The sequence below is a fragment of the Nostocoides sp. HKS02 genome (assembly GCF_009707485.1).
Classification (GTDB): domain Bacteria; phylum Actinomycetota; class Actinomycetes; order Actinomycetales; family Dermatophilaceae; genus Pedococcus.
In genome coordinates, this window is the sequence record NZ_CP046121.1 from 976,097 (window position 1) to 1,000,765 (window position 24,669).

A 24,669-nucleotide genomic window follows, 5' to 3' on the forward strand; every position below is an offset into this window, starting at 1 on the left:
AGGCCCCGCCGCGTGCGGCGGGATAGCCTGCGCTGCATGGAACTCGGCGTGAACCTCGGGTACTTCGGCATGGGGGTCGATCGCGACAACGTCGCCGTCGCGCAGGAGGCGGACCGCCTCGGGTATGCCGTGGCGTGGGCCGCCGAGGCGTACGGCTCGGACGTCCCCACCGTGCTGTCCTGGATCGGCGCGCTGACCTCGAACATCGACCTCGGCGCGGCCGTCATGCAGATCCCGGGCCGGACCCCGGCCATGACCGCCATGACTGCCGCCACCCTCGACACCCTCTCGGGTGGCCGGTTCCGGCTCGGGCTCGGGGTGAGCGGTCCCCAGGTGAGCGAGGGCTGGCACGGCGTGCCGTTCGCCGCGCCGCTCGGCCGCACCCGCGAGTACGTCGACATCGTCCGGATGGCGCTACGACGCGACACCGTGGCCTATGCCGGCAGGCACTTCACGCTGCCCCTCGCCGACGGCCCGGGCAAGGCGCTCAAGCTGACGGTCCACCCGCCGCGCAGCCACCTGCCGATCTACCTCGCCGCCGTCGGTCCCAAGAACCTCGAGCTGGCCGGGGAGATCGCCGACGGCTGGCACGCCATCTTCTTCAGTCCTGAGCACTCGGGTGGCCTCGTCGAGTCGGTGGTGACTGGGCGCCGCCGCGCGGGCCGGGGCACCGAGGAGGACCCGCTCACGGGGTTCGACATCGCGCCGTCCGTGCCGGTCGTCATCGCCGACGACGTCGAGGCCGCCGCCGACCTCATCCGCCCGTATGCCGCGCTGTACATCGGCGGGATGGGCTCGCGCGAGCAGAACTTCTACAACCAGCTGGCCTGCCGAATGGGCTTCGAGGAGGCCGCGGCGCAGGTCCAGGACCTGTTCCTGGCCAAGCGGCACCGGGACGCAGCGGCTGCCGTGCCCTTCGAGTTCATCGACGCCACGGCGCTCATCGGGCCGCGGGAGCGCATCCGCGACCGGCTGCACCGGTACGCCGAGGCCGGCGTCGGCACCTTGTCCGTGGCGCCCTTCGCCGGGGGTCTCGAGGAGCGTCTGCATGTCGTGCGCACCATGGCCGAGGTCATGGGCCAGACTGTCGCCTGACGTCAGCCCCGAGCAGGAAGCGGTTCAGTGAGCACTCTCAGTTACCTCGACGCACTCGTCCTCGGCGTGGTGGAGGGCCTGACCGAGTTCCTCCCGGTCTCCTCGACCGGCCACCTGACCATCACGGAGAAGATCCTCGGCCTGACGGTCGACGACCCGGGCGTGACGGCCTACACCGCGATCATCCAGCTCGGTGCGATCGTGGCCACCCTGCTCTACTTCTGGCGCGACATCGTCCGCCTGCTTCTGGCGTGGGTCACGGGTCTGCGCAGCACGGAAGGGCGCAGCCACCACGACTACCAGCTGGCCTGGGCCGTGATCATCGGGTCGATCCCGGTCGGCATCATCGGGTTCGTGGCCAAGGACTTCATCAGCGGCCCGCTGCGCAGCCTGTGGGTCGTGGCCGTCGCGCTCATCGGGTGGAGCGTGGCGATGTGGCTGGCCGAGAGCCGCCACGCGATGCTCGTCTCCCGCGGCGAAGAGCGTGGCGAGGGATCGGTCACCATGCGCGATGGCCTGGTCATCGGCCTCTTCCAGTGCCTGGCGCTCGTGCCGGGCGTGTCCCGCTCCGGTGCGACGATCTCGGCCGGTCTCTTCCGAGGGCTGGACCGGCTCACCGCGACCCGCCTCTCGTTCTTCATGGCGATCCCCGCGCTCACCGCCGCCGGCTTGTTCGAGGCGGTGCACGAGAAGTCCCACCTCAAGCTGCTGGGGGTCGGGCAGATGGGCCTGGGCATCGTCGTATCCTTCGTCGTGGCCTACGCCTCGATCGCCTGGCTGCTGCGCTTCGTCAGCAACCACAAGATCACCGCGTTCGTCTGGTACCGCGTGGCGCTCGGCGTGCTCCTCCTCGGCCTGCTCGCCGCCGGCACGGTGTCGGCGACCTAGGCACCACCGCGCCGTAGAGTGCGGGTCGTGCCCACCTGCCTGCTCGTCCGTCACGGCCACTCCAGCGCCAACGGCCAGGGGATCCTCGCGGGGCGCCTGCCCGGCATACACCTCACCGAGACGGGACAGCGGCAGGCGGCGCAGCTGGCCACGAGCCTGTCCGAGCTGCCGGTAGCCCGGATCGTCACCAGCCCGCTGGAGCGGTGCGTCGAGACGGCCGGGCCACTCGCAGCAGCCGCCGGTCTCGACCTGAGCCTCGAGGACGACCTGCTGGAGTGTGCCTACGGCGCATGGACGGCCCGGCCGCTGGCCGACCTCGCCAAGGACCCGCTGTGGGCCACCGTGCAGGACGACCCGCTCACCGCGCGGTTTCCCGATTCCGAGACGTATGCCGCCGAGAGCCTGGCGGAGATGTCCGCCCGCGTCGTCGCGGCCGTCCGCCGGATCGACGCCGAGGTGGCGGCCTTGCACGGTGACGGCGCCCTGTGGGTGGCCGTCACGCACGGTGACCTCGTCAAGGCCGTGCTGGCGGACGCGACGGGCAGTGGGCTGGCGCACTTCCAGAGCTACACGGCGGACCCCGGTTCGGTCTCCGCGGTCCGCTACGGCGGCCGCCACACGTTCCTGCTGGCCGCCAACCTCAGCGCCCCTGACCTCGGACGATTCCGCCCGGCCGAAGGCGAATCCCCGCAGGACGCCGTCGTCGGCGGGGGCAGTGGGACGGTCGCGAGCAGCGACGCAGGTCGGGGTTAGAGTCGGATCATGGCGGTCAACGACTTCGATCCTCCGGACCGGTTCGTCGCCGGGACCGTGGGGCCTCCCGGACAACGCACGTTCTTCCTCCAGGCGAGCGAGGGGCGCAGGCTGCTCAGCGTCTCCCTCGAGAAGGAGCAGGTGGCCGTCCTCGCGAACCGCATCAACGACATCCTCGACAGCTATGCCGGCGGCGAAGGCGCCGACCACGTGGCGACAGAGGTCGTCGACAACGCACCGCTGGACACCCCGATCGAGGACGAGTTCCGCGTCAACACGCTGAGCCTGGGCTGGGACGAGGCCCGGGGCGTCGTGGTCATCGAGTGCCTCGATCGTGACCCTGACGACCCGGTGGGCGCCACCGACCCCGAGGTGCTGGCCGAGGAGCCACGGCTCATCCGGGTCGTGCTCACCCCGGCCCGGGCGCGCGCCTTCGCCCGCCGCGCCCAGTCCCTCGTGGCAGCTGGCAGGCCTCCGTGCCCGTTCTGCGGCGGACCCCTCGAGCCCGAGGGGCACATCTGCCCACGCGCGAACGGCTACAAGCGCTGACTCGCTCGCTGCTGGCGTCCCTGGCCGAGGCGGAGCTCGAGGTGCTCGGCCGCCTCGTCGACGCGTCCAACCTCGCGCTGCTCGTCCGGGTGGGTGGCGAACCCGGTGCCCTCGCCATCTACAAGCCGGTGGCGGGGGAGCGACCTCTGTGGGACTTCCCCGACGGCACTCTGGCTGCCCGCGAGGTGGCGGCGTGGGCGATCAGCGCCGCCGGCGGCTGGGACATCGTGCCCGAGACCGTCCTGCGCTCGGGGCCCCACGGGCTCGGCTCGGTCCAACGCTGGGTGGGCGACCCTGAGACCGAGCCGGAGTATGCCGTGTCGCTCGTCGCGCCCAACGAGATCCCGGCGGGATGGGTTCCGGTGCTCCAGGGCGAGGACGCCGACGGACAGCCGGTCGTCGTGGTCCACGAGGACTCACCCGCCACCCGATCGGTCGCCGTCTTCGACGCGGTCATCAACAACTCCGACCGCAAGGGCTCGCACCTAGTGCGCGAGGGTGGTGCGCTCCGGGGCTTCGACCACGGTGTCAGCCTGCACGCGGACGACAAGCTGCGGACCGTGTTCTGGGGCTTCGCCGGCCAGCCACTGCCGTCCGAGGAGCTCGCTCGGCTCACGACCATCCATGACGCCGCCACCGATGGCGAGTCCGAGCTCCGCGGCCAGCTCGACACCCTGATCAGCCCGGCCGAGGTGGCCGCGCTGGTGCAGCGGTGCCGCGCGCTGCTGGACCACGCGGCATACCCGAAGCCCTCGGGGCAGTGGCCCGCCATCCCGTGGCCGCCGCTCTGAACCGCCCCCGTAGGCTTTGTCCGTGATCTCCTGGCCTGCCCCGTTCATCCCCGAGGTGCCGGGCACCGGCCACCCGCCCCAGCTGTTCGACTCGAGCACCCGGGCGCTGCGCGCGGTCAACCCCGGGCCGACGGCCCGGATGTACGTCTGCGGCATCACGCCGTACGACGCCACCCACCTCGGCCATGCCGCCACGTACGTCACCTTCGACGTGCTGGGACGCGCGCTGCGCGACGCCGGTCACGACGTCGTGTACGTCCAGAACATCACCGATGTCGACGACCCCCTGCTCGAGCGTGCGCGGCGCGACGGGGTGCGGTGGCAGGACCTCGCTGCCGAGGAGATCGCGTTGTTCCGTGAGGACATGACGGCCCTCGGGGTGCTCCCGCCCGACCACTACGTCGGGGTCGTCGAGAGCATCGAGCCGGTCGCTGCGGCAGTGCGGTCCCTCGTCGCGCGAGGCGCGGCCTACGAGGTCGACACCCCCGAGTCGAGCGCGGGTAGCGACCTGTACCTCGACCTGTCCACCGAGCCGGGCTTCGGTGCGGTGTCGAACTGGACCCGCGCGGAGATGCTGGCCGTCTTCGCCGACCGTGGCGGCGACCCCGACCGCGCAGGCAAGCGTGACGCGCTCGACCCCTTGCTGTGGCGAGCCGCCCGCGAGGGTGAACCGTCGTGGACCGCCGCCGGGCTACCGGCCGGGCGACCGGGCTGGCACATCGAGTGCACCGCCATCGCGCTGGACCACCTCGGCATGGCGTTCGACGTCCAGGGCGGCGGGACGGACCTGATCTTTCCCCACCACGAGATGAGCGCGACCCAGGCGGTCGCCCTCACCGGTGAGCGGCCCTTCGCACGAACCTATGCCCACCAGGCCATGGTCGGCCTGGACGGCGAGAAGATGAGCAAGTCCAAGGGCAACCTCGTGCTCGTCTCCAAGCTGCGCGCCGACGGGGTCGACCCGATGGCCATCCGGCTGGTGCTGCTCGAGCAGCACTACCGCACCGAGTGGTCGTGGACTCCCGAGCTGCTCACCCGGGCGCAGGACCGCCTCGACACGTGGCGTGCCGCCCTGTCGGTGAATGCCGGGCCGGACGTCACCGAGGTCGTCGAGGCAGTCCGACGCTGCGTCGCCGACGACCTCGACACGCCCGGAGCCCTGCGCGCTGTCGACCGCTGGGCGAAGCAGTGCCTGACCCGCGGTGGCCCCGATGCCGGCGCCCCCGGCGTACTGGCACGGACGATCGACGCGGTGCTCGGAGTCCGGGTCTAGGCCCTGCTGGTCGGCCCTGCTGGTCGGCCCTACTGGTCGGCCCTGCTGGTCGGCGGGTTGCCAGAGCTCAGCCGGGGCCCTCCTGGCCGCGACGGCGCAGGTAGCGCTCGAACTCGCGGGCGATCGCATCGCCGCTGGCCTCGGGCAGGTCCGCGGTGTCCTGGGCTTCTTCGAGCGACTGGACGTACTCGGCGACCTCCTCGTCGGTCTCCGCGAGCTCGTTGATGCCTCGCTCCCAGGCCTTGGCGGCCTCTGGGAGGTCGCCGTGGGGGATCGGTGCGTCGAGCAGCTCCTCGAGGCGTGAGACCAGGGCGAGGGTCGCCTTGGGCGAGGGGGAGTGGCCCGCGTAGTGGGGCACGGCCGCCCAGCACGAGATGGACTGCAGCCCTGACTGGCTCGCGGCATCGGCGAGAACCCCGACGATGCCGGTCGGACCCTCATAGCGGCTCGGCTCGAGGTCGAACCGGTGCAGCACGTCGTCGTCGTCCGAGGTTGCCGTGACCGGGATCGGCCGGGTGTGCGCGACGTCGGCCATGAGGGCACCCAGGGTGAACACCGTGGACGCCCCGACCTGCTGGGCGAACTCCATCAGCTCGATGGTGAACGCTCGCCAACGGAAGCTCGGCTCGATGCCCTGGATCAGGACGATGTCGCGACCCAGCCCGGCGCCCGTGGCGACCAGGATCCGGGTGGTCCGCCAGTGGATCCGGCGCCGACCCTCGTCGAGCACGACCCGGGGGCGGTTCACCTGGAAGTCGTAGTACTCCTCCGGGTCGAGCGCGGCGATGGGCTCGGCGTCCCACATGTCGACCAGGTGGTCGATGGCCGCCGTGGCTGCCTCACCGGCGTCGTTCCAGCCCTCGAAGGCGGCGATGACGACCGGGTCGTTCAGCTCTGGGACGTCCTCGAGCTCGATCACGCGCTTCTCCCTGGGTCGCCGGACGGTCTGCTGACGGGACCGGCTAGGTCCTGTCGGTGTCCAGCCTACGCAGGCGGTCGAACCAGCCACGGCAGGCTGCGTAGGCTGGTCCGCGTGACTGCCTCAGCCATGCTGCCCGCCGCCGTTCTCTGGGACATGGACGGCACCCTCGTCGACACCGAGCCGTACTGGATCACGGCCGAGCACGCGATCGTCGAGGAGGCCGGGGGAGTCTGGAGCGACGAGTACGCCCACCAGCTCGTGGGGAACGACCTCATGGTGTCGGCGCAGTTCATCCGTGACCACTCGCCGGTCGACCTCGCGCCGGTCCAGATCATCGAGGACCTCCTCGAGCGCGTCATCGCCCAGGTCCGTGACCACGTGCCGTGGCGGCCGGGCGCCGTCGAGCTGTTGACCGCACTCGGGGAAGCCGGGGTGCCGAGCGCGTTGGTGACCATGTCGTGGCGCTCGCTGGCCGAGGCGGTGGTCGGTGCGCTTCCGGCTGGCACCTTCGCCGCGGTCGTGACCGGTGACGAGGTCGAGCACGGCAAGCCTCACCCCGAGCCCTACCTCGCCGCGGCGCGCTCGCTCGGCGTGGAGGTCGGACACTGCGTGGCCATCGAGGACTCGCCCACGGGCGTCAGGTCGGCCGTGGCCGCCGGGGTGCCGACCGTGGCGGTGCCGCACGTGGTGCCCGTTCCGCTCATGGTCGGCGCAGTCCAGGTGCCGAGCCTTCGCGGGGTGCGGCCGGCTGACCTGCTGGCGCTGTTCGACGGGGCGCGTCAGTCGTCGGCCGGCACGACCTGACCCGAGGTCACCGGATCGAGAGCGCGCTGCGCGGCGTCCTCGGGCAGCGGTGGCGGTGTGCCACCCCACGCCGGGCAGAGCTGTCGGAAGTCGCACCAGTCACACAGTCGTGAGGTCTTGGGGCGCCAGTCGCCAGTCAGCGCGGCCCGCTCGATGGCGGTCCACACCGCCTTGAGGTTGCGCTCCAGGCTGAGCAGGTCGTGCTCGTCGGGGGTGTAGCGGACGACCTCGCCGTTGCCGAGGTAGACGAGCTGGAGCAGCCGTGGGATCTCGCCGCGCAGACGCCACAGCACGAGGGCGTAGAACTTCATCTGGAACAGGGCCTTGCCCTCGAAGAGCTCGCTCGGCGATCGCCCGGTCTTGTAGTCGACGACCCGCATCGCCCCGTCGGGCGCCACGTCGAGCCGGTCGACGTACCCGCGCAGCACCAGGCCGTCGACCTCGGTCTCGACGTAGAGCTCGCGCTCGGCCGGCTCCAGCCGGGTCGGGTCCTCGAGGCCGAACCAGGTCTCGATCAGCGCCTGGGCGTCGCCGAACCAGGACTCCTCGGTGACCGTCTCGTCACCGGTGATGAGCTGGGCGAGCTCGGGCTCGGCAGCGACGAGGGCCTCCCACTGGGGGCCGAGGAGTGCCTCGGCGGCTGCGGGGGTGCGCTGCTCGGCCGGCAGGTCGAAGAGCCGTTCGAGCACCGCGTGGACGAGGGTGCCCCGAGCGGCCGCGGCGCTCGGGGGCGCGGACAGCTTGTCCACCGCGCGGAAGCGGTAGAGCAGGGGGCACTGCTTGAAGTCCGATGCGCGGCTCGGCGATAGGGCTGGAACCATGCCCTCACCGTATGCCGCGGCACCGACACCGCTCGCGCGGCGTGCCGGTCACTCCTCCGGCTGGTAGCCGAGGTTCGGCGCGAGCCAGCGCTCGGCCTCGGCCAGCGTCCACCCCTTGCGCTCGGCATACTCCTCGACCTGGTCGCGCCCCAGTCGCCCCACGACGAAGTACTGGGACTGCGGGTGGGAGAAGTACCAGCCGGACACCGCCGCGCCCGGCCACATGGCCATCGACTCGGTGAGCTCCATGTTGGCGTTCTTCTCGACCTCGAGCAGGTCCCAGAGCAGCTGCTTCTCGGTGTGGTCCGGGCAGGCGGGGTAGCCGGGCGCGGGCCGGATACCGGTGTACTTCTCGGCGATCAGGTCGTCGTTGCGCAGGTGCTCGTCCGGCGCGTAGCCCCAGAACTCGTGCCGCACGCGCTCGTGCATGCGCTCGGCGAAGGCCTCGGCGAGGCGGTCGGCCAGCGCCTCGAGCAGGATCGCGCTGTAGTCGTCCATGGCGGCCTTGAACTCGGTGATCTTGTCCTGCGCGCCGAGCCCCGCGGTGACGGCGAAGGCGCCGATGTGGTCGGCCAGCCCGCTCTCGCGGGGGGCCACGAAGTCGGACATCGCCCGGTTCGGCACGCCCGCGCGGTGCTGCCCCTGCTGTCGCAGCGTGTGCAGCGTGGTGGCAACCCGCTCGCGGGACTCGTCGGTGTAGACCTCGATGTCGTCGCCGACGGAGTTCGCCGGGAAGAGGCCGATCACGCCGTTGGCGCGCAGCCACTTCTCCTCGATGACGCGGTCGAGCATGTGGTTCGCGTCCTCGAAGAGCTTGGTCGCGGTCTCGCCGGTGGCGGGGTTGTGCAGGATGTCCGGGAAGCGGCCCTTCATCTCCCAGGCGAGGAAGAACGGGCCCCAGTCGATGTAGCGCCGCAGCTCCTCGATCGAGTAGTCCCTGAAGGTCCGGACGAACTGGGTCACCGAGCGGTTGGGCACGCCGGACTGGCGCCGCAGCAGCTCCTTCTCCTGCTGGGCCACCAGGTGGGGCACGGGCGGGCGGTAGCCGGACCAGTCGATGGGGGTGCGCCGCTCGCGAGCCTGTTCGATCGAGACGAGGGGTCGCTCGGTCGACTTGGCGGCGTGCCGTGCCCGCAGGGCGTCGTAGTCCTTGGTGACGCTCTCCAGCAGGGCCGGGCGCTGCTCGTCGGAGAGCAGCTGGGCGACCACCGGCACCGACCGCGAGGCGTCCTTCACCCACACCACGGGGCCGTGGTACTTCTGGTCGACCTTGACGGCGGTGTGCGCGCGGCTGGTCGTGGCGCCGCCGATGAGCAGCGGGATCTCCAGGCCCTGGCGCTCCATCTCGGCGGCGAAGTTGACCATCTCGTCGAGGCTGGGCGTGATCAGGCCGGACAGCCCGATGACGTCGGCCTTCTCGGCGATCGCCGCGTCGATGATCTTCTGCGCCGGCACCATGACGCCGAGGTCGACGACGTCGTAGTTGTTGCACTGCAGGACGACACCGACGATGTTCTTGCCGATGTCGTGGACGTCGCCCTTGACCGTCGCCATGACGATCTTGCCCTTGGCTCGGTTCTCCGCGACCTCGGCCTCGGTCTTCTCGGCCTCGATGAACGGGATGAGGTAGGCGACGGCCTTCTTCATGACCCGCGCCGACTTCACGACCTGGGGCAGGAACATCTTGCCGCTGCCGAACAGGTCGCCGACGACGTTCATGCCGTCCATGAGGGGGCCCTCGATGACCTCGATCGGGCGGCCGCCCCGGGCCGAGATCTCCTGGCGGAGCTCTTCGGTGTCGGACTCGGCGTGCTCGTCCATTCCCTTGACCAGGGCGTACGTGATCCGCTCGCCGACCGGCAACGAGCGCCACTCCTCGGCGATCGCCTCCTGCTTGGTGTCACCGGTGTTGAACGCGTCGGCAACCTCGAGCAGCCGCTCGGTGGAGTCGGCGCGGCGGTTGAGGATGACGTCCTCGATCCGCTCGCGCAGGTCGGCGTCGACCTGGTCGTAGACCACGAGGGCTCCGGCGTTGACGATGCCCATGTCCATGCCGGCCTTGATGGCGTGGAACAGGAACACGGCGTGGATCGCCTCGCGCACGGGGTTGTTGCCTCGGAAGGAGAACGAGACGTTGGAGACTCCGCCGGAGACGAGCGCGCCGGGCAGGTTCTCCTTGATCCACCGCGTGGCCTCGATGAAGTCCGTGCCGTATGCCGCGTGCTCCTCGATGCCCGTGGCCACCGCGAAGACGTTCGGGTCGAAGATGATGTCCTCGGCGGGGAAGCCGACCTCGGTGGTGAGGATGTCGTAGGCCCGCTGGCAGATGACCTTGCGGCGCTCGAGCGAGTCGGCCTGGCCGTCCTCGTCGAAGGCCATGACCACCACCGCCGCACCGTACTTGCGACACAGCCTGGCGTGCTCGACGAAGGGCTCGACGCCCTCCTTCATGGAGATCGAGTTGACGATCGGCTTGCCCTGCACGCACTTGAGCCCGGCCTCGATGACCTCCCACTTGGAGGAGTCGACCATCAGCGGCACCCGCGAGATGTCGGGCTCGCTCGCGACGAGCTTGACGAAGCGGTCCATCGCCGCGACGCCGTCGATCATCCCCTCGTCCATGTTGATGTCGATGACCTGGGCGCCCGCCTCGACCTGCTGACGCGCGACGTTGAGCGCGGTGGGGTAGTCCTCCGCCTGGATCAGCTTGCGGAACCGCGCTGACCCAGTGATGTTGGTCCGCTCGCCGACGTTGACGAACAGGGACTCCTCGGTGACCGTCAGCGGCTCAAGGCCCGACAGCCGCAGCGCCGGCTGCACCTCGGCGGGGACCCGAGGCGGCTGGCCGTCGGCCGCCTTGGCGATGGCGGCGATGTGTTCGGGGGTCGTTCCGCAGCAGCCCCCGAGGAGGTTCACCAGCCCGGCCTGGGCGAACTCGCCGACGACCTCGGCCATCTGGTCGGGGAGCTCGTCGTACTCGCCGAACGCGTTGGGCAGCCCGGCGTTGGGGTAGCAGGAGACGAACGTGTCGGCCACCCTCGCGAGCTCAGCGACGTAGGGCCTCATCTCGGCGGCACCCAGCGCGCAGTTCAGCCCGACCGCGATCGGCTTGGCGTGCCGCACCGAGTTCCAGAAGGCCTCGGTGACCTGACCGGACAGGGTCCGTCCGGAGGCGTCCGTGATGGTGCCCGAGATGATGACCGGCCAGCGCCGCTCGTGTTCCTCGAACAGCGTCTCGACCGCGAAGATGGCGGCCTTCGCGTTGAGCGTGTCGAAGATCGTCTCGATGATGAGCACGTCGGCGCCACCGTCAACCAGACCGCGGGCCTGCTCGAGGTAGGCCTCGACGAGCTCGTCGAAGGTGACGTTGCGCGTGCCTGGGTCGTTGACGTCGGGGGAGATGGAGGCGGTGCGGTTGGTCGGGCCGAGCGCGCCGAGCACCCACCGCGGTCGATCCGGCGTACGTGCGGTCATCGCGTCGGCCGCGTCGCGCGCCAGCCGGGCGGCGGCCACGTTCAGCTCGTAGGCGAGGTCCTGCATCCCGTAGTCCGCCAGGGAGATCCGCTGGGCGTTGAAGGTGTTGGTCTCGACCAGGTCCGCGCCCGCCTCGAGGTAGGCCACGTGGATGCCACGGATGATCTCGGGCTGGGTGAGCGACAGCAGGTCGTTGTTTCCCTTGAGGTCGCTCTCCCAGTCGGCGAAGCGGTCTCCGCGGTAGTCCTGCTCGCCGAGCCCCTCGCGTTGGATCATCGTGCCCATCGCGCCGTCCATCACGAGCACACGCTCGGTCAGGGCGGCCCGGAGGGCCTCGGTCGCGTCCGGCTGCAGCAGCGGGGTCTTCGGCACCGGTCAAGTATGGCGCGGGCCGGGATCGGGCGCCGGACCGGTTCACGTAGTGTCGGCGCATGACCACCGCTGGCGCGCCCCAGGACGACGGCGGACACGGCGTGCGGATCGGGCGGGTGGCCGGGATTCCGGTCTTCCTCGCGCCGAGCTGGTTCGTCATCGCGGTGGTGATCGTCGCGGTGGTGAGCGGCCCCGTGCTCTCGACGCGACCGGCATACGGCATCGGTCTAGGGGTCGCCCAGGCGCTCCTGCTGCTCGTGAGCGTGCTCGTGCACGAAGGCGCCCACGCGCTCACGGCCAGGGCTTTCGGCATGCCGGTCATCCGGATCGTCGCCACGCTCTGGGGCGGCCACACCTCGTTCGAGCCCGGGCGGTCCACACCGGGCCGGATGGCGGTCGTGGCGGCGGCCGGACCTGCGGCGAACGCCGTGCTCGCGGGCATCGGGTTCGCCTTGCTGCCGGCGGTCGACCCCGCGTTCGGCTCGGACGTCGTCGCTCACCTGCTCGAGGGGCTCGTCATCATCAACGGCTCGCTGGCGGTGCTCAACATCCTGCCCGGTATGCCGCTCGACGGCGGCCAAGTGGTGGAGTGCCTGGTGTGGAAGGTCACGGGCGACCGCAACCGGGGTGCCGTCGTCGCGGGCTGGTGCGGTCGCGTCGTCGCCGCGCTGGTGGTCCTGTGGTTCCTCGGGCGCCCGCTGCTCCGCGGCGAGAGCCTGGGCCTGAGCAGCCTCTGGGTCCTGGTCATCGGTTCGGTCCTGTGGTCCGGCGCCACCGAGTCGATCCGTCGGGGTCAGGCGCTGTCGCTCATCGGGCGGTTCCGCGTCGCTGACGTCATGGAGCGCGCGGTGCCGATGCCCCCGGGCACCCCGGTCGCCGTGGCGCTGTCGCAGCCCGACGCGGTCGTCACCGTCGACGAGCACGGCGTGCCATGCCTCGTCTTCCCGTCGGCCAGGGACGGTCGCCCCGAGGGCATCGACCCGCAGGCACCCCTGCTGTCCGCCGTGAGCAGGATCCCGGCCGAGAACGTCGTCGAGGTGCCGCCGGACGCCGACCTCATGGCCGTGGTGGCCGCCATGCAGGCCACCTCCTTTCCGACGGTGGTCGTGACCTCGCAGGGTCGCCCCTACGGGATCGCCCACTCCCGGCTGGTCAACGAGGTGCTGAGCCGCAACTAGACTCGCGCTCCATGAGTCTCGCCCCCGACCAGCCGTCCTCGCCCCCCGTCGGCGCCGACCTGCGGCGTGGGCCGTTCGGCGTCGGGGAGCGCGTCCAGCTGACCGACCCGAAGGGTCGGCTGCACACCATCACCCTCGAGGTCGGACGCGAGTTCCACACCCACCGCGGCAGGCTCGCCCACGACGACCTCATCGGTGCTCCGGACGGCTCCGTGGTCCGCAACACCGCCGGCATCGAGTACCTCGCCCTCCGGCCGCTGCTGTCGGACTACGTCATGTCCATGCCCCGCGGTGCCGCCGTCGTCTACCCCAAGGATGCCGGGCAGATCGTCACGATGGCAGACGTCTTCCCGGGCGCGCGGATCGTCGAGGCCGGCGTCGGTTCGGGGGCCTTGTCGATGAGCCTGCTGCGGGCCGTCGGTGAGCAGGGGCACGTGCATTCCTTCGAGCGACGCGAGGACTTCGCCGAGATCGCGAAGGGCAACGCCAGGGCGTTCTTCGGCCAGGACCATCCCGCCTGGCAGGTCACCGTCGGCGATCTGGTCGAGGCGCTGCCGCGCACCGTCGAGCCGGCGTCCGTCGACCGCGTCGTCCTCGACATGCTCGCGCCCTGGGAGTGCCTCGACGCCGTCGCCGACGCCTTGCTGCCCGGCGGCGTGCTGATCTGCTACGTCGCGACGGCGACCCAGCTCTCGCGCGTCGCCGAGGCCATGCGTGACCACGGCGGCTACACCGAGCCAGAGGCGTGGGAGTCGCTGGTGCGCGGCTGGCACCTCGAGGGGCTTGCCGTCCGCCCCCAGCACCGGATGCACGGCCACACCGGCTTCCTCATCACCACGCGCCGACTCGCGCCCGGGGTCACACCGCCGCTGCGCAAGCGGCGCCCGGCGAAGGGCGCCTACACCGAGGACGGCGAGGTCAGCGCCGACAGCACCAGCTTCGGCCAGGAGAGCGACTTCTCAGCCGAAGGCATCGGGGAACGTGTCCCTTCGGACAAGAAGATCCGACGCGTTCGCCGTACTGTGACTCAAACCTCCATGACCTCGGAGTAGTTCGGCGTTAGGTTGGGTTATCGGCCGCCCGAGCGCGGTCGGTGCCAGTCGTTCGCCACCGAGGGAGCCGACATGACCGACCACCGCAACCCCGCAGATCGCTCCGAGGACCGCCGTCAGGCTGAGCTCCTCGCCGAGGAAGTGGCGGCCCTGCGCCAGCGGTTGGCCGACGCTCCCGCCCGCTCCCGCGAGCTCGAGACCAGACTCCTGCAGCTGCAGTCCAACCTGGCCACCATCTCCTCCCAGAACGAGCGGCTGGTGCGCACCCTCAAGGAGGCGCGCGAGCAGATCGTCACGCTCAAGTCCGAGGTGGACCGCCTGGCGCAGCCGCCGGCGGCATACGGCATCATCCTCGAGTCCTACGACGACGCGACGGTCGACATCCTCACCGGTGGGCGCAAGATGCACGTGGCAGTCAGCCCCGCCGTCGATCCCTCGGAGCTGTCCAGCGGCCGGGAGGTGCGCCTCAACGAGGCGATGAACGTCGTGGCCGCCTGCGGGTACGAGCGGGTCGGCGAGGTCGTCATGATCAAGGAGATGCTCGGCGACGACCGCATCCTCATCGTCGCCCACGCCGACGAGGAGCGCGTGGTCCGGATGGCCGAGTCGCTCGAGGGCGAGCCGATCCGGGTCGGCGACGCGCTCATGCTCGAGCCCAGGTCCGGGTTCGTCTACGAGCGCATCCCCAAGGCCGAGGTCGCCGAGCTTGTCCTCGAGGAGGTGCCTGACATCGACTACGAGGACATCGGTGGCCTCGCCAGCCAGATCGAGGCGATCCGCGATGCCGTCGAGCTGCCGTACCTGCACCCCGACCTCTACCTCGAGCACAAGCTCAAGCCGCCGAAGGGCGTCCTGCTGTACGGCCCGCCCGGGTGCGGCAAGACCCTCATCGCCAAGGCCGTGGCCTCCTCGCTGGCGAAGAAGGTCGCCGAGAAGGAGGGCAAGCCGGTCGGGAAGTCGTTCTTCCTCAACATCAAGGGCCCCGAGCTGCTCAACAAGTACGTCGGCGAGACCGAGCGACACATCCGGCTGATCTTCCAGCGGGCCCGCGAGAAGGCCTCCGACGGCACGCCGGTCGTGGTGTTCTTCGACGAGATGGACAGCCTGTTCCGCACCCGCGGGTCGGGTGTCTCCTCGGACGTCGAGACGACCATCGTCCCGCAGCTGCTGTCCGAGATCGACGGCGTCGAGCGGCTCGAGAACGTCATCGTCATCGGGGCGTCGAACCGCGAGGACATGATCGACCCCGCGATCCTGCGCCCGGGGCGACTCGATGTGAAGATCAAGATCGAGCGGCCCGACGCAGAGAGCGCCCGCGACATCTTCAGCAAGTACCTCATCGCCGACCTGCCGCTGCACGAGCACGACCTCGCCGAGCACGGCGGCTCGCCCCAGGCCACGGTCGACGCGATGATCACCGCCGCGGTCGAGCGGATGTACTCCGAGATCGAGGAGAACCGCTTCCTCGAGGTCACCTATGCCAACGGCGACAAGGAGGTCCTCTACTTCAAGGACTTCAACTCGGGCGCGATGATCCAGAACATCGTCGACCGCGCCAAGAAGATGGCCATCAAGGACTTCCTGACCGCCGGCCAGCGCGGGATCCGGGTGGACCACCTGCTGGCGAGCTGTGTCGACGAGTTCAAGGAGAACGAGGACCTGCCGAACACCACCAACCCCGACGACTGGGCGCGCATCTCCGGCAAGAAGGGCGAGCGGATCGTCTACATCCGCACCCTCATCACCGGCAAGAGCGGCACCGAGCCGGGTCGCTCGATCGACAACGTCGCGAACACGGGCCAGTACCTGTGAGGTAGGTCGCTCCTCGACGGCAGTGGGTAACTTACTCGGGGTAACATAGTGCGCATGGAGTCCCTGCTGCGCGAGCCGACTCTCCTCGCCGTGCCCTTCTTCGTGCTGTTCATCGGCTTGGAGCTGCTGTCCCTGCGGCTGCTCGACGATGGTGAGGAGTCGGCCGGCGCGCTGATGGGCTACGAACGCAGGGACGCTCGGGCGAGCCTGTCGATGGGCGTGGGGTCGGTGGTCGTCAACGTCGTGGTCCGCGCCGCGGCGCTGGTGGCCTACACGGCGTTGTATGCCGTGACGCCACTGCGCCTCGACCCGCACCGGTGGTGGACCTGGGTCGTCGCCCTGCTGCTGGTCGACCTGCTGTGGTACTCCTACCACCGGTCGAGCCACCGGATCCGGGTGCTCTGGGCGATGCACCAGGCCCACCACAGCAGCGTCCACTTCAACTACACGACTGCCTTGCGGCAGAAGTGGAACCCCTGGGGCGAGCTGCTGTTCTGGGTGCCGCTGCCGCTGCTGGGGCTGCCGCCGTGGATGATCTTCTTCGTCTTCTCCCTCAACTTGGTCTACCAGTTCTGGGTGCACACCGAGACCATCCCCAAGCTGTGGCGACCGGTCGAGCTCGTGTTCAACACCCCCTCGCACCACCGTGTCCACCACGCGAGCGAGCCGCGGTACCTCGACAAGAACTACGCCGGCATCCTCATCGTCTGGGACCGCCTGTTCGGGACCTTCTGTGAGGAGCAGGAACGCCCGACGTACGGCCTGACGCATCCGGTGACGACCTTCAACCCGTTCCGGCTGCAGTACGGCGAGCTGGCCCTCATGGTGCGCCAGGTCAGGTCGGCGCGTCGGTGGCGCGACCGGCTCGGGTACCTGTTCGCACCGCCCGGCTGGTCGCCCGAGGCCTGACGGCCGCCGTCTGAGAACCGCTGTCAGAGAACCGCTGACTGAGAGCCGCTGTCTGAGAACCGCTACAGGCCGAGTACCTGCCGCAGGCCCCGGTCCACCTCCCGCATCAGGTGGGACGGAAGCATCGCTACCGGGTTCGGGTCGAGATCGGTCGTGGTGAGCGTCGCCACGCTGGTCACGTTGACGACGCTGTCCCGCCTGCGGGGCCGCGTCAGCGGCGCGTGCGCTGGCGTGCCTGGCGCTCGGCCCAGGTTCGGAGTCCGTCGGTCGCGAACCGCAGGGTCGCGACGAGGGCCCGCCACCCGAGCAGGAATGCGCCGAGCACCACGGCCGCGACGAGGGCGAACGACAGCGGCGCGCCGCCGCCGCCCGAGACCACTCGCAGCGCCAGACCGGCTGCCACCGTGAGCAGCCAGATCGGCGTGGCGTGCACGACCTCGACCGGCCAGTCCCGGCGCACGAGCCACGCTGCGGCCCAGCCCAGGACGAGGCCCACGAGGAACGGCCACGCCGTGTCGAGGACGCCCAGCACCGTCACGCCCTCGACGTGGCTGGCGCGGCCGATCAGGGCGAAGAGCAGCACGAAACCCGCGTCCACGAGGAACGACGGGAGGACCCGCCTCATCCACGCACCTTGTCGAACAACGTCGCCTGGGGCTGGGCGTGCGTGGGGTCGACCCCGTCGAAGAGGCTGCTCACGGACTCGCCGACATGGATGCGCTGGATCGCCTCGGCAAACAGCTGAGCCACCGACCGCACCCGCAGCTCGGGCCAGCGAGCCGGCGACGGCACGGTGTCGGTCGTGACGACCTGTCCGATCATGGGGTGGTCGCGCAGTCGCTCGACGGCCTTGCCGGCGAACAGGCCATGCGTGCAGGCGACGTCGGCGCTCGTGCAGCCGAGGTCGGCCAGCCGGTCGAGCAGCTCGACGATGGACCCGCCCGTGGCGATCTCGTCGTCGAGGATGATCGCGCGTCGGCCGGTCACCTCGCCGACGATCGAGTCGATGATGACGCGGTCGTCGGCCAGCCGCTGCTTGGACCCCGCCGCCACGGGCAGGCCGAGCAGGCGAGCGAACTGGGTGGCCGTCTTCGCGTTGCCGAGGTCGGGGGAGACCACGACGCTGTCGGTGAGGTCGCCGTCCCGGAAGTGGTCGGCCAGGACCCCGATGGCGGTGAGGTGGTCGACCGGTACGGAGAAGAATCCGTGCACCTGAGGGGCGTGCAAGGTCATGGTCAGCACCCGGTGCGCGCCGGCCGCGACGAGCATGTCCGCGACGAGCCGGCCACCGAGCGAGATGCGCGAGGCGTCCTTCTTGTCGGAGCGCGCGTAGGCGTAGTGCGGGATCACCGCGGTGATCTGGGCGGCCGAAGCTCCTCGGGCGGCGTCGATCATGAGGAGCAGCTCCATCAGGTGCTCCTGGGTGGGTGGCACCAGCGGCTGCACGATGTAGACGTCCCGCTGGCGACAGTTCGCGAGCAGCTGCGCCTGGAGGCAGTCGTTGCTGAAGCGCTTGATCTCGGCTGGCGCCAGGTCGACGCCCAGGGACTGGCAGATGCGCGCCGCGAGGGCACGGTGCGCGCTTCCGGAGAAGACGACGATCTCCCGCACGATGGCTCCTGAGGCTGTTGCCGATGAACTGACCGGACCCCGGACCGGGACGCCGGGCCGTGCAGAGGGGCTGGGACCGAGCCTAGCCGCCAAGGGTGCTGGTCGGTATGCCGGGCGCAGCCAGGTGGGTGCGCAGCTCGCCCACCAGCTCGGCGCGGTGCTGCGCGCCCGTGGGCACCACCCCGGGGTAGGACGCGAACCCGTGCGGCACGCGCAGGTAGTTGGTCAGCCGGACGGGCACGCCAGCGGCGCGCAGCGCGTCGGCATACCGGGTGCCGTCGTCGCGAAGGGGGATCGAGGTCGGCGGTCTGGATGAGCGCCGGGGGCAGGCCCGTGAGGTCGCCGAAGAGGGGCGACAGCACGGGGGCGGTGTAGTCGGTGCCGTCGGGCGCGTAGTGGGCGCGGAACGCCAGCATGCTCGTCTTGGTCAGCATGGGGGCCTGCGCGAGCTCGTCGATCGACGGTGACGACATGGTCATGTCGGTCGCCGGATAGATCAGCGCCTGGTGGCGCACCGGGGACGGGCCGGCCCCGAGGTCACCCCGACGGGCCTCGTCGCGCATCGCCTGAGCCACGACGGCCGCGAGGTTGCCCCCAGCGCTGTCGCCGCACACCGCCAGCCGGTCGCCATCCGCGCGCAGCTCCGCGCCGTGGGTCGCAACCCAGCGGGTCGCGTCGATCGCGTCATGAGCCGCGACCGGCGCCCGGTGCTCGGGTGCCAGCCGGTAGTCGACGCTCACCACGACGGCCCGCACCTGCTCGGCCAGGTGCATGCACAGCGGGTCGTACATCACGACGTTGCCCTGCACCCAGCCGCCGCCGTGGAAGTAGAGGACCACGGGCACGTCGGTCTCGGTGTCCCGGACGGTGCGCGGTCGGTAGATCCGCAACGGGATCTCGTACCCGTCCCGGGCGGGGGCCGTGCCGTAGGTGACTCCCACCGAGCGGTTGCCGCCACCGGTGATCCACGAGATCGGCGGACGATCCGGGTAGGCGAAGCCCCGGGTCGCCTGGATCTGGTCCACCGTGCACTTCTCCACCGGATGCCGGGCCACGAGGTCGAGGACGGCGGCCAGCAGGGCGGTGCGGGGGTACATCGCAAGAGGGGAGTGCCGCATGGCCGCACAGTCTCTCACCTAGGGTGGCAGCATGAGCGTGCGCAGGGTGATGGGCGTCGAGACCGAGTACGGCATCTCGGTTCCCGGCGACCCGGCGGCCAACCCGATGATCCTCTCGGGCCAGGTCGTCAACGCCTACGCCTCGGCGCAGGGGATCCGGGCCGCCCATGCGTCGTGGGACTACGCCGACGAGGCTCCGCTGCGCGACGCCCGGGGGTTCGAGATGAACCGCGCCCTGGCCGACGCGAGCCAGCTCACCGACGAGGAGGACCCGACCCTCGCGAACGTCGTGCTGACCAACGGCGCCCGGCTCTACGTCGACCACGCCCACCCCGAGTACTCCTCGCCCGAGGTCACCTCGCCGCGCGCTGCCGTCGCCTGGGACCGGGCGGGCGAGGCGATCATGGCCGAGTCGGTGCGCCGCCTCTCGCAGGGGCCCCCCGGGGGTGAACCTCTACAAGAACAACACCGACGGCAAGGGCGCGTCCTACGGCACCCACGAGAACTACCTGATGCGACGCGAGACACCGTTCACCGACATCGTGCGGCACCTGGTGCCGTTCTTCGTGGCCCGTCAGGTGATGTGCGGGTCCGGACGGGTCGGCATCGGCCAGGACTCGCGCACGCACGGGTTCCAGGTGAGCCAGCGCAGCGACTTCTTCGAGGTCGAGGTCGGGCTCGAGACCACCCTCAAGCGACCCATCATCAACACCCGTGACGAGCCCCACGCCGTCGCCGACCTCTACCGCCGCCTGCACGTCATCATCGGCGATGCCAACCACTGCGACGTCGCGAACCTGCTGAAGCTGGGGACCACCTCGCTCGTCCTGGCGATGATCGAGGACCGCGCCATCGACGAGGACCTCACGCTGGCCCGACCGGTCGCCGCCTTGCACGCCGTGAGTCACGACCCGACCCTGGGTGAGCTGGTGGAGCTGCGCGACGGCACCAAGCTCACCGCCCTGCAGCTGCTCTGGACCTACCACGACCTCGCCCAGCGGTACCTCCAGGACCGGTATGCCGGTGAGCTCGACACCGACACCGCCGAGGTCATGCGGTGGTGGGCGGTCGTCCTGGACCGGCTCGAGCGCGACCCGCGGGAGGCCGCCCGGGAGGTCGACTGGGTTGCCAAGCAGCAGGTGCTGCAGGGGTACATCGACCGTGACGGGCTCGACTGGTCCGACCCGCGGCTGCGAGCGGTCGACATCCAGTGGTCGGACGTGCGCCCCGACAAGGGGATCTTCCACAGGCTCCGGGCCGCTGGCCGCTTCGAGGAGCTCGTGTCACCCGAGGCGGTGCTCGAGGCCGTCCGCGAGCCCCCGGTCGACACTCGCGCCTACTTCCGGGGCAAGTGCCTGGAGAAGTATGCCGACCAGATCGCAGCGGCATCGTGGGACTCGGTGATCTTCGACATCCCCGGCCAGACGTCGCTGCAGCGGGTGCCGATGCTCGAGCCGCTGCGGGGCACGAAGGCCAGTGTCGGCAGTCTGCTCGACCGCAGTCCGGACGCAGCGACCCTGTTGCGTGAGTTGGCCTCTGCGTCGGGCTAGGGTCAGGCTAGGGTCGAGTTAGGGTCGGACTAGGGTCACAGTCAGGCTCAGAGAAGCCAGTCGAGCGAGAGGTCACGACCAATGCCGAGCCAAGAGCAGAGCCGACCGCAGCGACGCGAGGACGCGCCCGACGAGGCCCCCGAGCCGACTCCGGCGTCGCCAGAGGCCAGTGCGCGCAAGGAGAACCTCGACTCCGACATCGACAGCGTGCTCGACGAGATCGACGGCGTGCTCGAGTCCAACGCCGAGGAGTTCGTGCGCGGCTTCGTCCAGAAGGGCGGCCAGTGACCACTGCCGGCGGCGCGGGGAAGCTCCCCGCGGCATACCTGTCTGCGGGGTCCTCGTCGTTCACCGAGTTCATCGGGGCGCACGCCCCGCACCTGTTGCCCTCTGGGCGCACCCTGCCGCCCGGCAGCAGTCTCGAGGCACCGCACGGCACGACCATCGTCACGGCGACGTTCGAGGGCGGCGTCGTGATGGCTGGCGACCGTCGCGCCACGATGGGCAACATCATCGCCAACCGCGACATGGAGAAGGTCTTCGCCGGCGACGAGTACTCCGCCGTCGGCATCGCCGGGACGGCTGGGCTGGCCATCGAGCTGGTGAAGCTGTTCCAGGTCGAGCTCGAGCACTACGAGAAGATCGAGGGCACCCTGCTGTCGCTCGAGGGCAAGGCCAACCGGCTGGCCTCGATGATCCGCGCCAACCTCGGCATGGCGATGCAGGGTCTGTCCGTCGTCCCGCTGTTCGCCGGGTACGACCTCGACCGCGCGGTGGGTCGGATCTTCTCCTACGACGTGACCGGCGGCTGCTACGAGGAGCACGACCACCACAGCGTGGGGTCGGGCTCGTTGTTCGCGCGCGGGGCGCTCAAGAAGGTGTGGCGGCCCGGCCTGTCTGCCGCCGAGGCCGTGAGCGTCACGGTCGAGGCGCTCTACGACGCCGCGGACGACGACTCGGCCACCGGTGGCCCCGACGTCGGTCGGCGCATCTGGCCGACGGTGGCCCTGGTCGCCGCCGACGGTGTCCGATTCGTGGCCGACGACGAGCTCCGTGCGGTGGTCGAGGCTGTTATCGCCGCCCGCCAGGGCAACCCGGGAGGTGCTCGATGAGCAGCATGCCGTTCTACGTCTCGCCCGAGCAGCTCATGAAGGACCGGGCCGACTACGCCCGCAAGGGGATCGCGCGCGGCCGGTCCGTCGTGGTGCTCGGGTACGACAAGGGCATCGCCTTCGTGGCCGAGAACCCCTCGCGGGCGCTGCACAAGGTGTCCGAGATCTACGACCGCATCGCCTTTGCGGCCGTCGGGAAGTACAACGAGTTCGAGAACCTCCGGGTGGCCGGCGTGCGGTATGCCGACCTGCGCGGCTACTCCTACGACCGGACTGACGTGACGGCACGGGGTCTGGCCAACGCCTACGCCCAGACGCTGGGCACGGTGTTCACCCAGGAGTCGAAGCCGTACGAGGTCGAGATCGTCGTGGCCGAGGTGGGCAACCGGGCCGACGAGGACCAGATCTACCGGCTGACCTATGACGGGTCCGTGGCCGACGAGCTGGGGTTCGTGGCGATGGGCGGAGCCGCCGAGCCGATCGAGTCGGGGCTGAAGGACCGCTGGAGCCCCGGCCTGTCGCTCGCCGACGCGCTCTCGCTCGCCGTGGACCTGCTCGGGCAGGACCCCGCCGGGGGAGCGGCCCGCCAGCTCACGGCATCCCAGCTCGAGGTCGCCGTGCTCGACCGCGAGCGGCCCCGGCGGACGTTCCGGCGGATCGGCGGCGCGCTGTTGACCGCACTGCTGAGCAAGGACGACCCGACGCACGACGCCCCGGCCGAGGACGACCCGGGTCCGGGCCGGCACGACACCCTCACCGGCGAGGCGTCGCCGCGGGACGAGTCCACGAACCCGCAGACCCAGCGCCCGCAGGACGTCGGCGACTCAGACAGCTGACTCAAGAGAGCTGACTCAGGCGGTCGGCGCCTCGGCGTAGCGCAGGTAGGGCTTGACGACCTCGACACCCTGGTAACGGGCCTGGGCGTCCTCGGTCGACACGCTGGGTGCGACGATGATGCGCTCGCCGACCTTCCAGTCCGCGGGCGTCGAGAACGGGCCGGAGTCGTTGACCTGCAGGGCGTCGAGCGCGCGCAGGATCTCGTCGAAGTTGCGGCCGGCGCTCTTGGGGTAGGTCAGCGACAGGCGGACCTTGCCAGCCGGGTCGATGAGGAACACCGAGCGGACCGGTGAGGTGTCGCCGGCGCCGGGGTGGATCATGTCGTAGAGCTCGGCGACGTTGCGGTCCTTGTCGGCCACGATCGGGTAGTCGACGGCTGCGCCGGAGACCTCCTCGATGTCGGTCTTCCACGCGTGGTGGTCCTCGACCGCGTCGACCGACACCGCGATGACCTTGGTGTTGCGGGCGGCCCACTCGTCCTTGAGCTGGGCGACGCGGCCGAGCTCAGTCGTGCAGACGGGGGTGAAGTCGGCCGGGTGGCTGAACAACACGGCCCAGCCGTCGCCCTTCCAGTCCAGGAAGCTCAGCTCGCCCTCGGTGGTCTCGGCGGTGAAGTCAGGGGCGTCGTCGCCCAGTCGCAGCGTGGCCATGACGGCTTCCTCTCGAAGGTAACGCGGTGTTTGTCATGACCAAACATGCCGTTACTTGACCGAGGTGTGGATGCCCTGTCCGGATGCTGGAACCCGTGCGTCGGGCTAGGCGCGGGCGGCGCGGAGCAGGGCGACCTCGTCGGCGGGGGAGAGGCCCGCCTTCCGAGGGCGACCGGGCCCGGCGTGCAGCTCCCACGCCAAGGTGTCCTCGAGGGTCTGCGCCAGCGGCCGGGCCACCAGGCCCCAGCGCGCGGCGACCTCGGCGCGACGCGCCATGAAGCCGGCATACTCCGGCACGGGAAGCCACAACGGCAGGCTGCGTTCGCCCGCCCACGCCTGCACGCCACGGGCCTCGAGCCAGTCTGGCGCCACCGACACCACGTCGTCGCGGTGGCCGGCGACGGCGCGTGCCGTGGCCAGGTGCTCAGGGAGGGGCACGACCGGTCCGGTCGCGTTGGCGACGGCTACGGCGCCCGCCAGGACGCTCTCGACCAGCCACGCGGCCAGGTCACGGACGTCGATCACCTGGGTCGCCACCGTGCTGTCGGGCACCAGGACCGCGCCATCCGGCGATGCGGGGTGGGCGAACCGCAGCGGCCAGTAGCCGGTGCGGTCGGTGTGGTCGCCCGGCCCCGCGATCAACCCGCTGCGGGCCACCAGCGCCCGGTCGCCAACGCGGTCCAGGACGAGGTCCTCACACGCGACCTTGCGGCCGCCATAGGTCTCCCAGCTCGCATCGTCCTCGTGGTGGGGCGGCAGCCGCTCGGCGGTCTCATCGGCGCCGGGTGTGTCGCTGCGGGCGTACACCGACGAGGACGACACGAACGCCCACGCCCGACTCCGGTCGCCCAGCGCATCGAGCGCGCCGGCGACGTGGCTCGGCTGCCGCGCCACGTCGACAACGGCCTCCCAACGCCGCCCGGCGACCTGCTCGTATGCCCCGGGGTCACCGCGGTCGGCGCGGACCGCTTCCACGCCGTCCGGCAGGGGCCCGGACTCGCCGCGGGCCAGGACCGTGACCGACTGGCCGCGCTCGATCGCCGCATGCACCACCTCGCGACCGAGCCAAGCGGTGCCACCGAGCACCAGGAACGACAT

22 protein-coding genes and 2 pseudogenes are annotated in these 24,669 nt (G+C 70.6%); 15 read left to right on the forward strand and 9 right to left on the reverse strand.

Annotated features, from left to right (window positions below; all coding sequences use genetic code 11):
• The first annotated feature begins 36 nt into the window (after positions 1 to 36).
• Genes GKE56_RS04565 through mshC form a run of 6 tightly spaced genes read left to right on the forward strand, consistent with a single transcriptional unit; the run spans position 37 to position 5,349 of the window.
• Positions 37 to 1,095, forward strand: coding sequence for an LLM class F420-dependent oxidoreductase (locus GKE56_RS04565; RefSeq protein WP_154683530.1), 1,059 nt, complete (start codon positions 37 to 39; stop codon positions 1,093 to 1,095).
• Positions 1,096 to 1,122: 27 nt separating this feature from the next.
• Positions 1,123 to 1,983 (forward strand): undecaprenyl-diphosphate phosphatase, encoded by an 861-nt coding sequence (locus GKE56_RS04570; protein ID WP_154683531.1) that lies wholly within the window; start codon positions 1,123 to 1,125, stop codon positions 1,981 to 1,983.
• A gap of 27 nt (positions 1,984 to 2,010) precedes the next feature.
• Complete coding sequence (locus GKE56_RS04575) at positions 2,011 to 2,736, forward strand: MSMEG_4193 family putative phosphomutase (RefSeq protein WP_154683532.1); 726 nt, start codon at positions 2,011 to 2,013, stop codon at positions 2,734 to 2,736.
• 9 nt (positions 2,737 to 2,745) lie between these two features.
• Positions 2,746 to 3,285 carry a DUF3090 domain-containing protein gene (locus tag GKE56_RS04580; RefSeq protein WP_154683533.1) on the forward strand — a complete coding sequence of 180 codons (540 nt, stop codon included), beginning with the start codon at positions 2,746 to 2,748 and terminating at the stop codon, positions 3,283 to 3,285.
• Complete coding sequence (locus tag GKE56_RS04585) at positions 3,213 to 4,076, forward strand: SCO1664 family protein (protein WP_230209185.1); 864 nt, start codon at positions 3,213 to 3,215, stop codon at positions 4,074 to 4,076. The genes GKE56_RS04580 and GKE56_RS04585 overlap by 73 nt, the downstream gene beginning before the upstream one ends.
• A 22-nt stretch (positions 4,077 to 4,098) precedes the next feature.
• Positions 4,099 to 5,349 carry a cysteine--1-D-myo-inosityl 2-amino-2-deoxy-alpha-D-glucopyranoside ligase gene (gene mshC, locus GKE56_RS04590; RefSeq protein WP_154683534.1) on the forward strand — a complete coding sequence of 417 codons (1,251 nt, stop codon included), beginning with the start codon at positions 4,099 to 4,101 and terminating at the stop codon, positions 5,347 to 5,349.
• A 67-nt stretch (positions 5,350 to 5,416) separates the two neighbouring features.
• Here mshC and GKE56_RS04595 read toward each other — a convergent pair whose 3' ends face one another.
• Positions 5,417 to 6,268 (reverse strand): PAC2 family protein, encoded by an 852-nt coding sequence (locus tag GKE56_RS04595; RefSeq protein ID WP_154683535.1) that lies wholly within the window; start codon positions 6,266 to 6,268, stop codon positions 5,417 to 5,419.
• Between the two features lie 129 nt (positions 6,269 to 6,397).
• On the opposite strand from GKE56_RS04595, the gene GKE56_RS04600 reads away from it, so the two are divergent.
• Positions 6,398 to 7,075 carry an HAD family phosphatase gene (locus GKE56_RS04600; protein ID WP_154685624.1) on the forward strand — a complete coding sequence of 226 codons (678 nt, stop codon included), beginning with the start codon at positions 6,398 to 6,400 and terminating at the stop codon, positions 7,073 to 7,075.
• Here the strand turns inward: GKE56_RS04600 and GKE56_RS04605 are convergent.
• Positions 7,051 to 7,896: a PD-(D/E)XK nuclease family protein gene (locus tag GKE56_RS04605; RefSeq protein WP_154683536.1), complete on the reverse strand. Its 846-nt coding sequence runs from the start codon at positions 7,894 to 7,896 to the stop codon at positions 7,051 to 7,053. The two genes, GKE56_RS04600 and GKE56_RS04605, sit on opposite strands and share 25 nt — an antisense overlap.
• A gap of 48 nt (positions 7,897 to 7,944) precedes the next feature.
• Positions 7,945 to 11,667 (reverse strand): methionine synthase, encoded by a 3,723-nt coding sequence (gene metH / locus GKE56_RS04610; RefSeq protein WP_304650416.1) that lies wholly within the window; start codon positions 11,665 to 11,667, stop codon positions 7,945 to 7,947.
• Between the two features lie 134 nt (positions 11,668 to 11,801).
• Between metH and GKE56_RS04615 the strand changes: the two genes are divergently transcribed.
• The 4 genes from GKE56_RS04615 (at position 11,802) to GKE56_RS04630 (ending at position 16,693) form a co-directional block, all read left to right on the forward strand.
• Positions 11,802 to 12,920, forward strand: coding sequence for a site-2 protease family protein (locus GKE56_RS04615; RefSeq protein WP_154683538.1), 1,119 nt, complete (start codon positions 11,802 to 11,804; stop codon positions 12,918 to 12,920).
• Between the two features lie 11 nt (positions 12,921 to 12,931).
• Entirely contained in the window at positions 12,932 to 13,972 is a 1,041-nt protein-coding gene (locus tag GKE56_RS04620; RefSeq protein ID WP_154683539.1) for a tRNA (adenine-N1)-methyltransferase, read from the forward strand.
• Positions 13,973 to 14,044: 72 nt separating this feature from the next.
• On the forward strand, positions 14,045 to 15,784 hold the full coding sequence (arc, locus tag GKE56_RS04625) for a proteasome ATPase (RefSeq protein ID WP_154683540.1): 1,740 nt from the start codon (positions 14,045 to 14,047) through the stop codon (positions 15,782 to 15,784).
• A gap of 54 nt (positions 15,785 to 15,838) precedes the next feature.
• Positions 15,839 to 16,693 carry a sterol desaturase family protein gene (locus tag GKE56_RS04630; RefSeq protein WP_154683541.1) on the forward strand — a complete coding sequence of 285 codons (855 nt, stop codon included), beginning with the start codon at positions 15,839 to 15,841 and terminating at the stop codon, positions 16,691 to 16,693.
• A 211-nt stretch (positions 16,694 to 16,904) separates the two neighbouring features.
• Here the strand turns inward: GKE56_RS04630 and GKE56_RS04635 are convergent, their stop codons facing one another.
• The 4 genes and pseudogenes from GKE56_RS04635 to GKE56_RS04645 all read right to left on the reverse strand — a co-directional run.
• On the reverse strand, positions 16,905 to 17,318 hold the full coding sequence (locus GKE56_RS04635; RefSeq protein ID WP_154683542.1) for a DUF3054 domain-containing protein: 414 nt from the start codon (positions 17,316 to 17,318) through the stop codon (positions 16,905 to 16,907).
• Positions 17,315 to 18,304 carry a ribose-phosphate pyrophosphokinase gene (locus GKE56_RS04640; protein WP_154683543.1) on the reverse strand — a complete coding sequence of 330 codons (990 nt, stop codon included), beginning with the start codon at positions 18,302 to 18,304 and terminating at the stop codon, positions 17,315 to 17,317. Before GKE56_RS04640 ends, GKE56_RS04635 begins: the two co-directional genes overlap by 4 nt.
• An 82-nt stretch (positions 18,305 to 18,386) precedes the next feature.
• Complete coding sequence (locus GKE56_RS18125) at positions 18,387 to 18,545, reverse strand: hypothetical protein (protein WP_370518486.1); 159 nt, start codon at positions 18,543 to 18,545, stop codon at positions 18,387 to 18,389.
• A 76-nt stretch (positions 18,546 to 18,621) separates the two neighbouring features.
• Positions 18,622 to 19,422: pseudogene (locus GKE56_RS04645) on the reverse strand (alpha/beta hydrolase); the annotation flags it as partial.
• Positions 19,423 to 19,453: 31 nt separating this feature from the next.
• Here GKE56_RS04645 and dop point away from each other — a divergent pair.
• The 4 genes and pseudogenes from dop (at position 19,454) to prcA (ending at position 22,920) form a co-directional block, all read left to right on the forward strand.
• Positions 19,454 to 20,972, forward strand: a pseudogene (gene dop / locus GKE56_RS04650) (depupylase/deamidase Dop).
• Between the two features lie 81 nt (positions 20,973 to 21,053).
• Positions 21,054 to 21,260 carry a ubiquitin-like protein Pup gene (locus tag GKE56_RS04655; protein ID WP_154683544.1) on the forward strand — a complete coding sequence of 69 codons (207 nt, stop codon included), beginning with the start codon at positions 21,054 to 21,056 and terminating at the stop codon, positions 21,258 to 21,260.
• Positions 21,257 to 22,084: a proteasome subunit beta gene (gene prcB, locus GKE56_RS04660; RefSeq protein ID WP_154683545.1), complete on the forward strand. Its 828-nt coding sequence runs from the start codon at positions 21,257 to 21,259 to the stop codon at positions 22,082 to 22,084. Before GKE56_RS04655 ends, prcB begins: the two co-directional genes overlap by 4 nt.
• On the forward strand, positions 22,081 to 22,920 hold the full coding sequence (prcA, locus tag GKE56_RS04665; RefSeq protein WP_154683546.1) for a proteasome subunit alpha: 840 nt from the start codon (positions 22,081 to 22,083) through the stop codon (positions 22,918 to 22,920). The genes prcB and prcA overlap by 4 nt, the downstream gene beginning before the upstream one ends.
• A 15-nt stretch (positions 22,921 to 22,935) precedes the next feature.
• On the opposite strand, the gene GKE56_RS04670 is transcribed toward prcA, so the two are convergent.
• Together GKE56_RS04670 and GKE56_RS04675 are read right to left on the reverse strand one after the other, a co-directional pair.
• Complete coding sequence (locus tag GKE56_RS04670) at positions 22,936 to 23,571, reverse strand: peroxiredoxin (RefSeq protein ID WP_154683547.1); 636 nt, start codon at positions 23,569 to 23,571, stop codon at positions 22,936 to 22,938.
• 105 nt (positions 23,572 to 23,676) lie between these two features.
• The gene (locus tag GKE56_RS04675) at positions 23,677 to 24,669 is read right to left on the reverse strand and encodes an oxidoreductase (protein ID WP_154683548.1); all 993 of its coding nucleotides are present in this window, start codon (positions 24,667 to 24,669) and stop codon (positions 23,677 to 23,679) included.

Coding starts and splice junctions, on each gene's coding strand:
- metH (WP_304650416.1), bottom strand. CDS start 11,667: ATGGACGGCGCGATGGGCACGATGATCCAACGCGAGGGGCTCGGCGAG.
- GKE56_RS04600 (WP_154685624.1), top strand. CDS start 6,398: ATGCTGCCCGCCGCCGTTCTCTGGGACATGGACGGCACCCTCGTCGAC.
- prcA (WP_154683546.1), top strand. CDS start 22,081: ATGAGCAGCATGCCGTTCTACGTCTCGCCCGAGCAGCTCATGAAGGAC.
- arc (WP_154683540.1), top strand. CDS start 14,045: ATGACCGACCACCGCAACCCCGCAGATCGCTCCGAGGACCGCCGTCAG.
- GKE56_RS04635 (WP_154683542.1), bottom strand. CDS start 17,318: ATGAGGCGGGTCCTCCCGTCGTTCCTCGTGGACGCGGGTTTCGTGCTG.
- GKE56_RS04655 (WP_154683544.1), top strand. CDS start 21,054: ATGCCGAGCCAAGAGCAGAGCCGACCGCAGCGACGCGAGGACGCGCCC.
- GKE56_RS04615 (WP_154683538.1), top strand. CDS start 11,802: ATGACCACCGCTGGCGCGCCCCAGGACGACGGCGGACACGGCGTGCGG.
- GKE56_RS04670 (WP_154683547.1), bottom strand. CDS start 23,571: ATGGCCACGCTGCGACTGGGCGACGACGCCCCTGACTTCACCGCCGAG.
- GKE56_RS04605 (WP_154683536.1), bottom strand. CDS start 7,896: ATGGTTCCAGCCCTATCGCCGAGCCGCGCATCGGACTTCAAGCAGTGC.
- GKE56_RS04620 (WP_154683539.1), top strand. CDS start 12,932: ATGAGTCTCGCCCCCGACCAGCCGTCCTCGCCCCCCGTCGGCGCCGAC.
- GKE56_RS04675 (WP_154683548.1), bottom strand. CDS start 24,669: ATGTCGTTCCTGGTGCTCGGTGGCACCGCTTGGCTCGGTCGCGAGGTG.
- GKE56_RS04580 (WP_154683533.1), top strand. CDS start 2,746: ATGGCGGTCAACGACTTCGATCCTCCGGACCGGTTCGTCGCCGGGACC.
- GKE56_RS04630 (WP_154683541.1), top strand. CDS start 15,839: ATGGAGTCCCTGCTGCGCGAGCCGACTCTCCTCGCCGTGCCCTTCTTC.
- GKE56_RS04565 (WP_154683530.1), top strand. CDS start 37: ATGGAACTCGGCGTGAACCTCGGGTACTTCGGCATGGGGGTCGATCGC.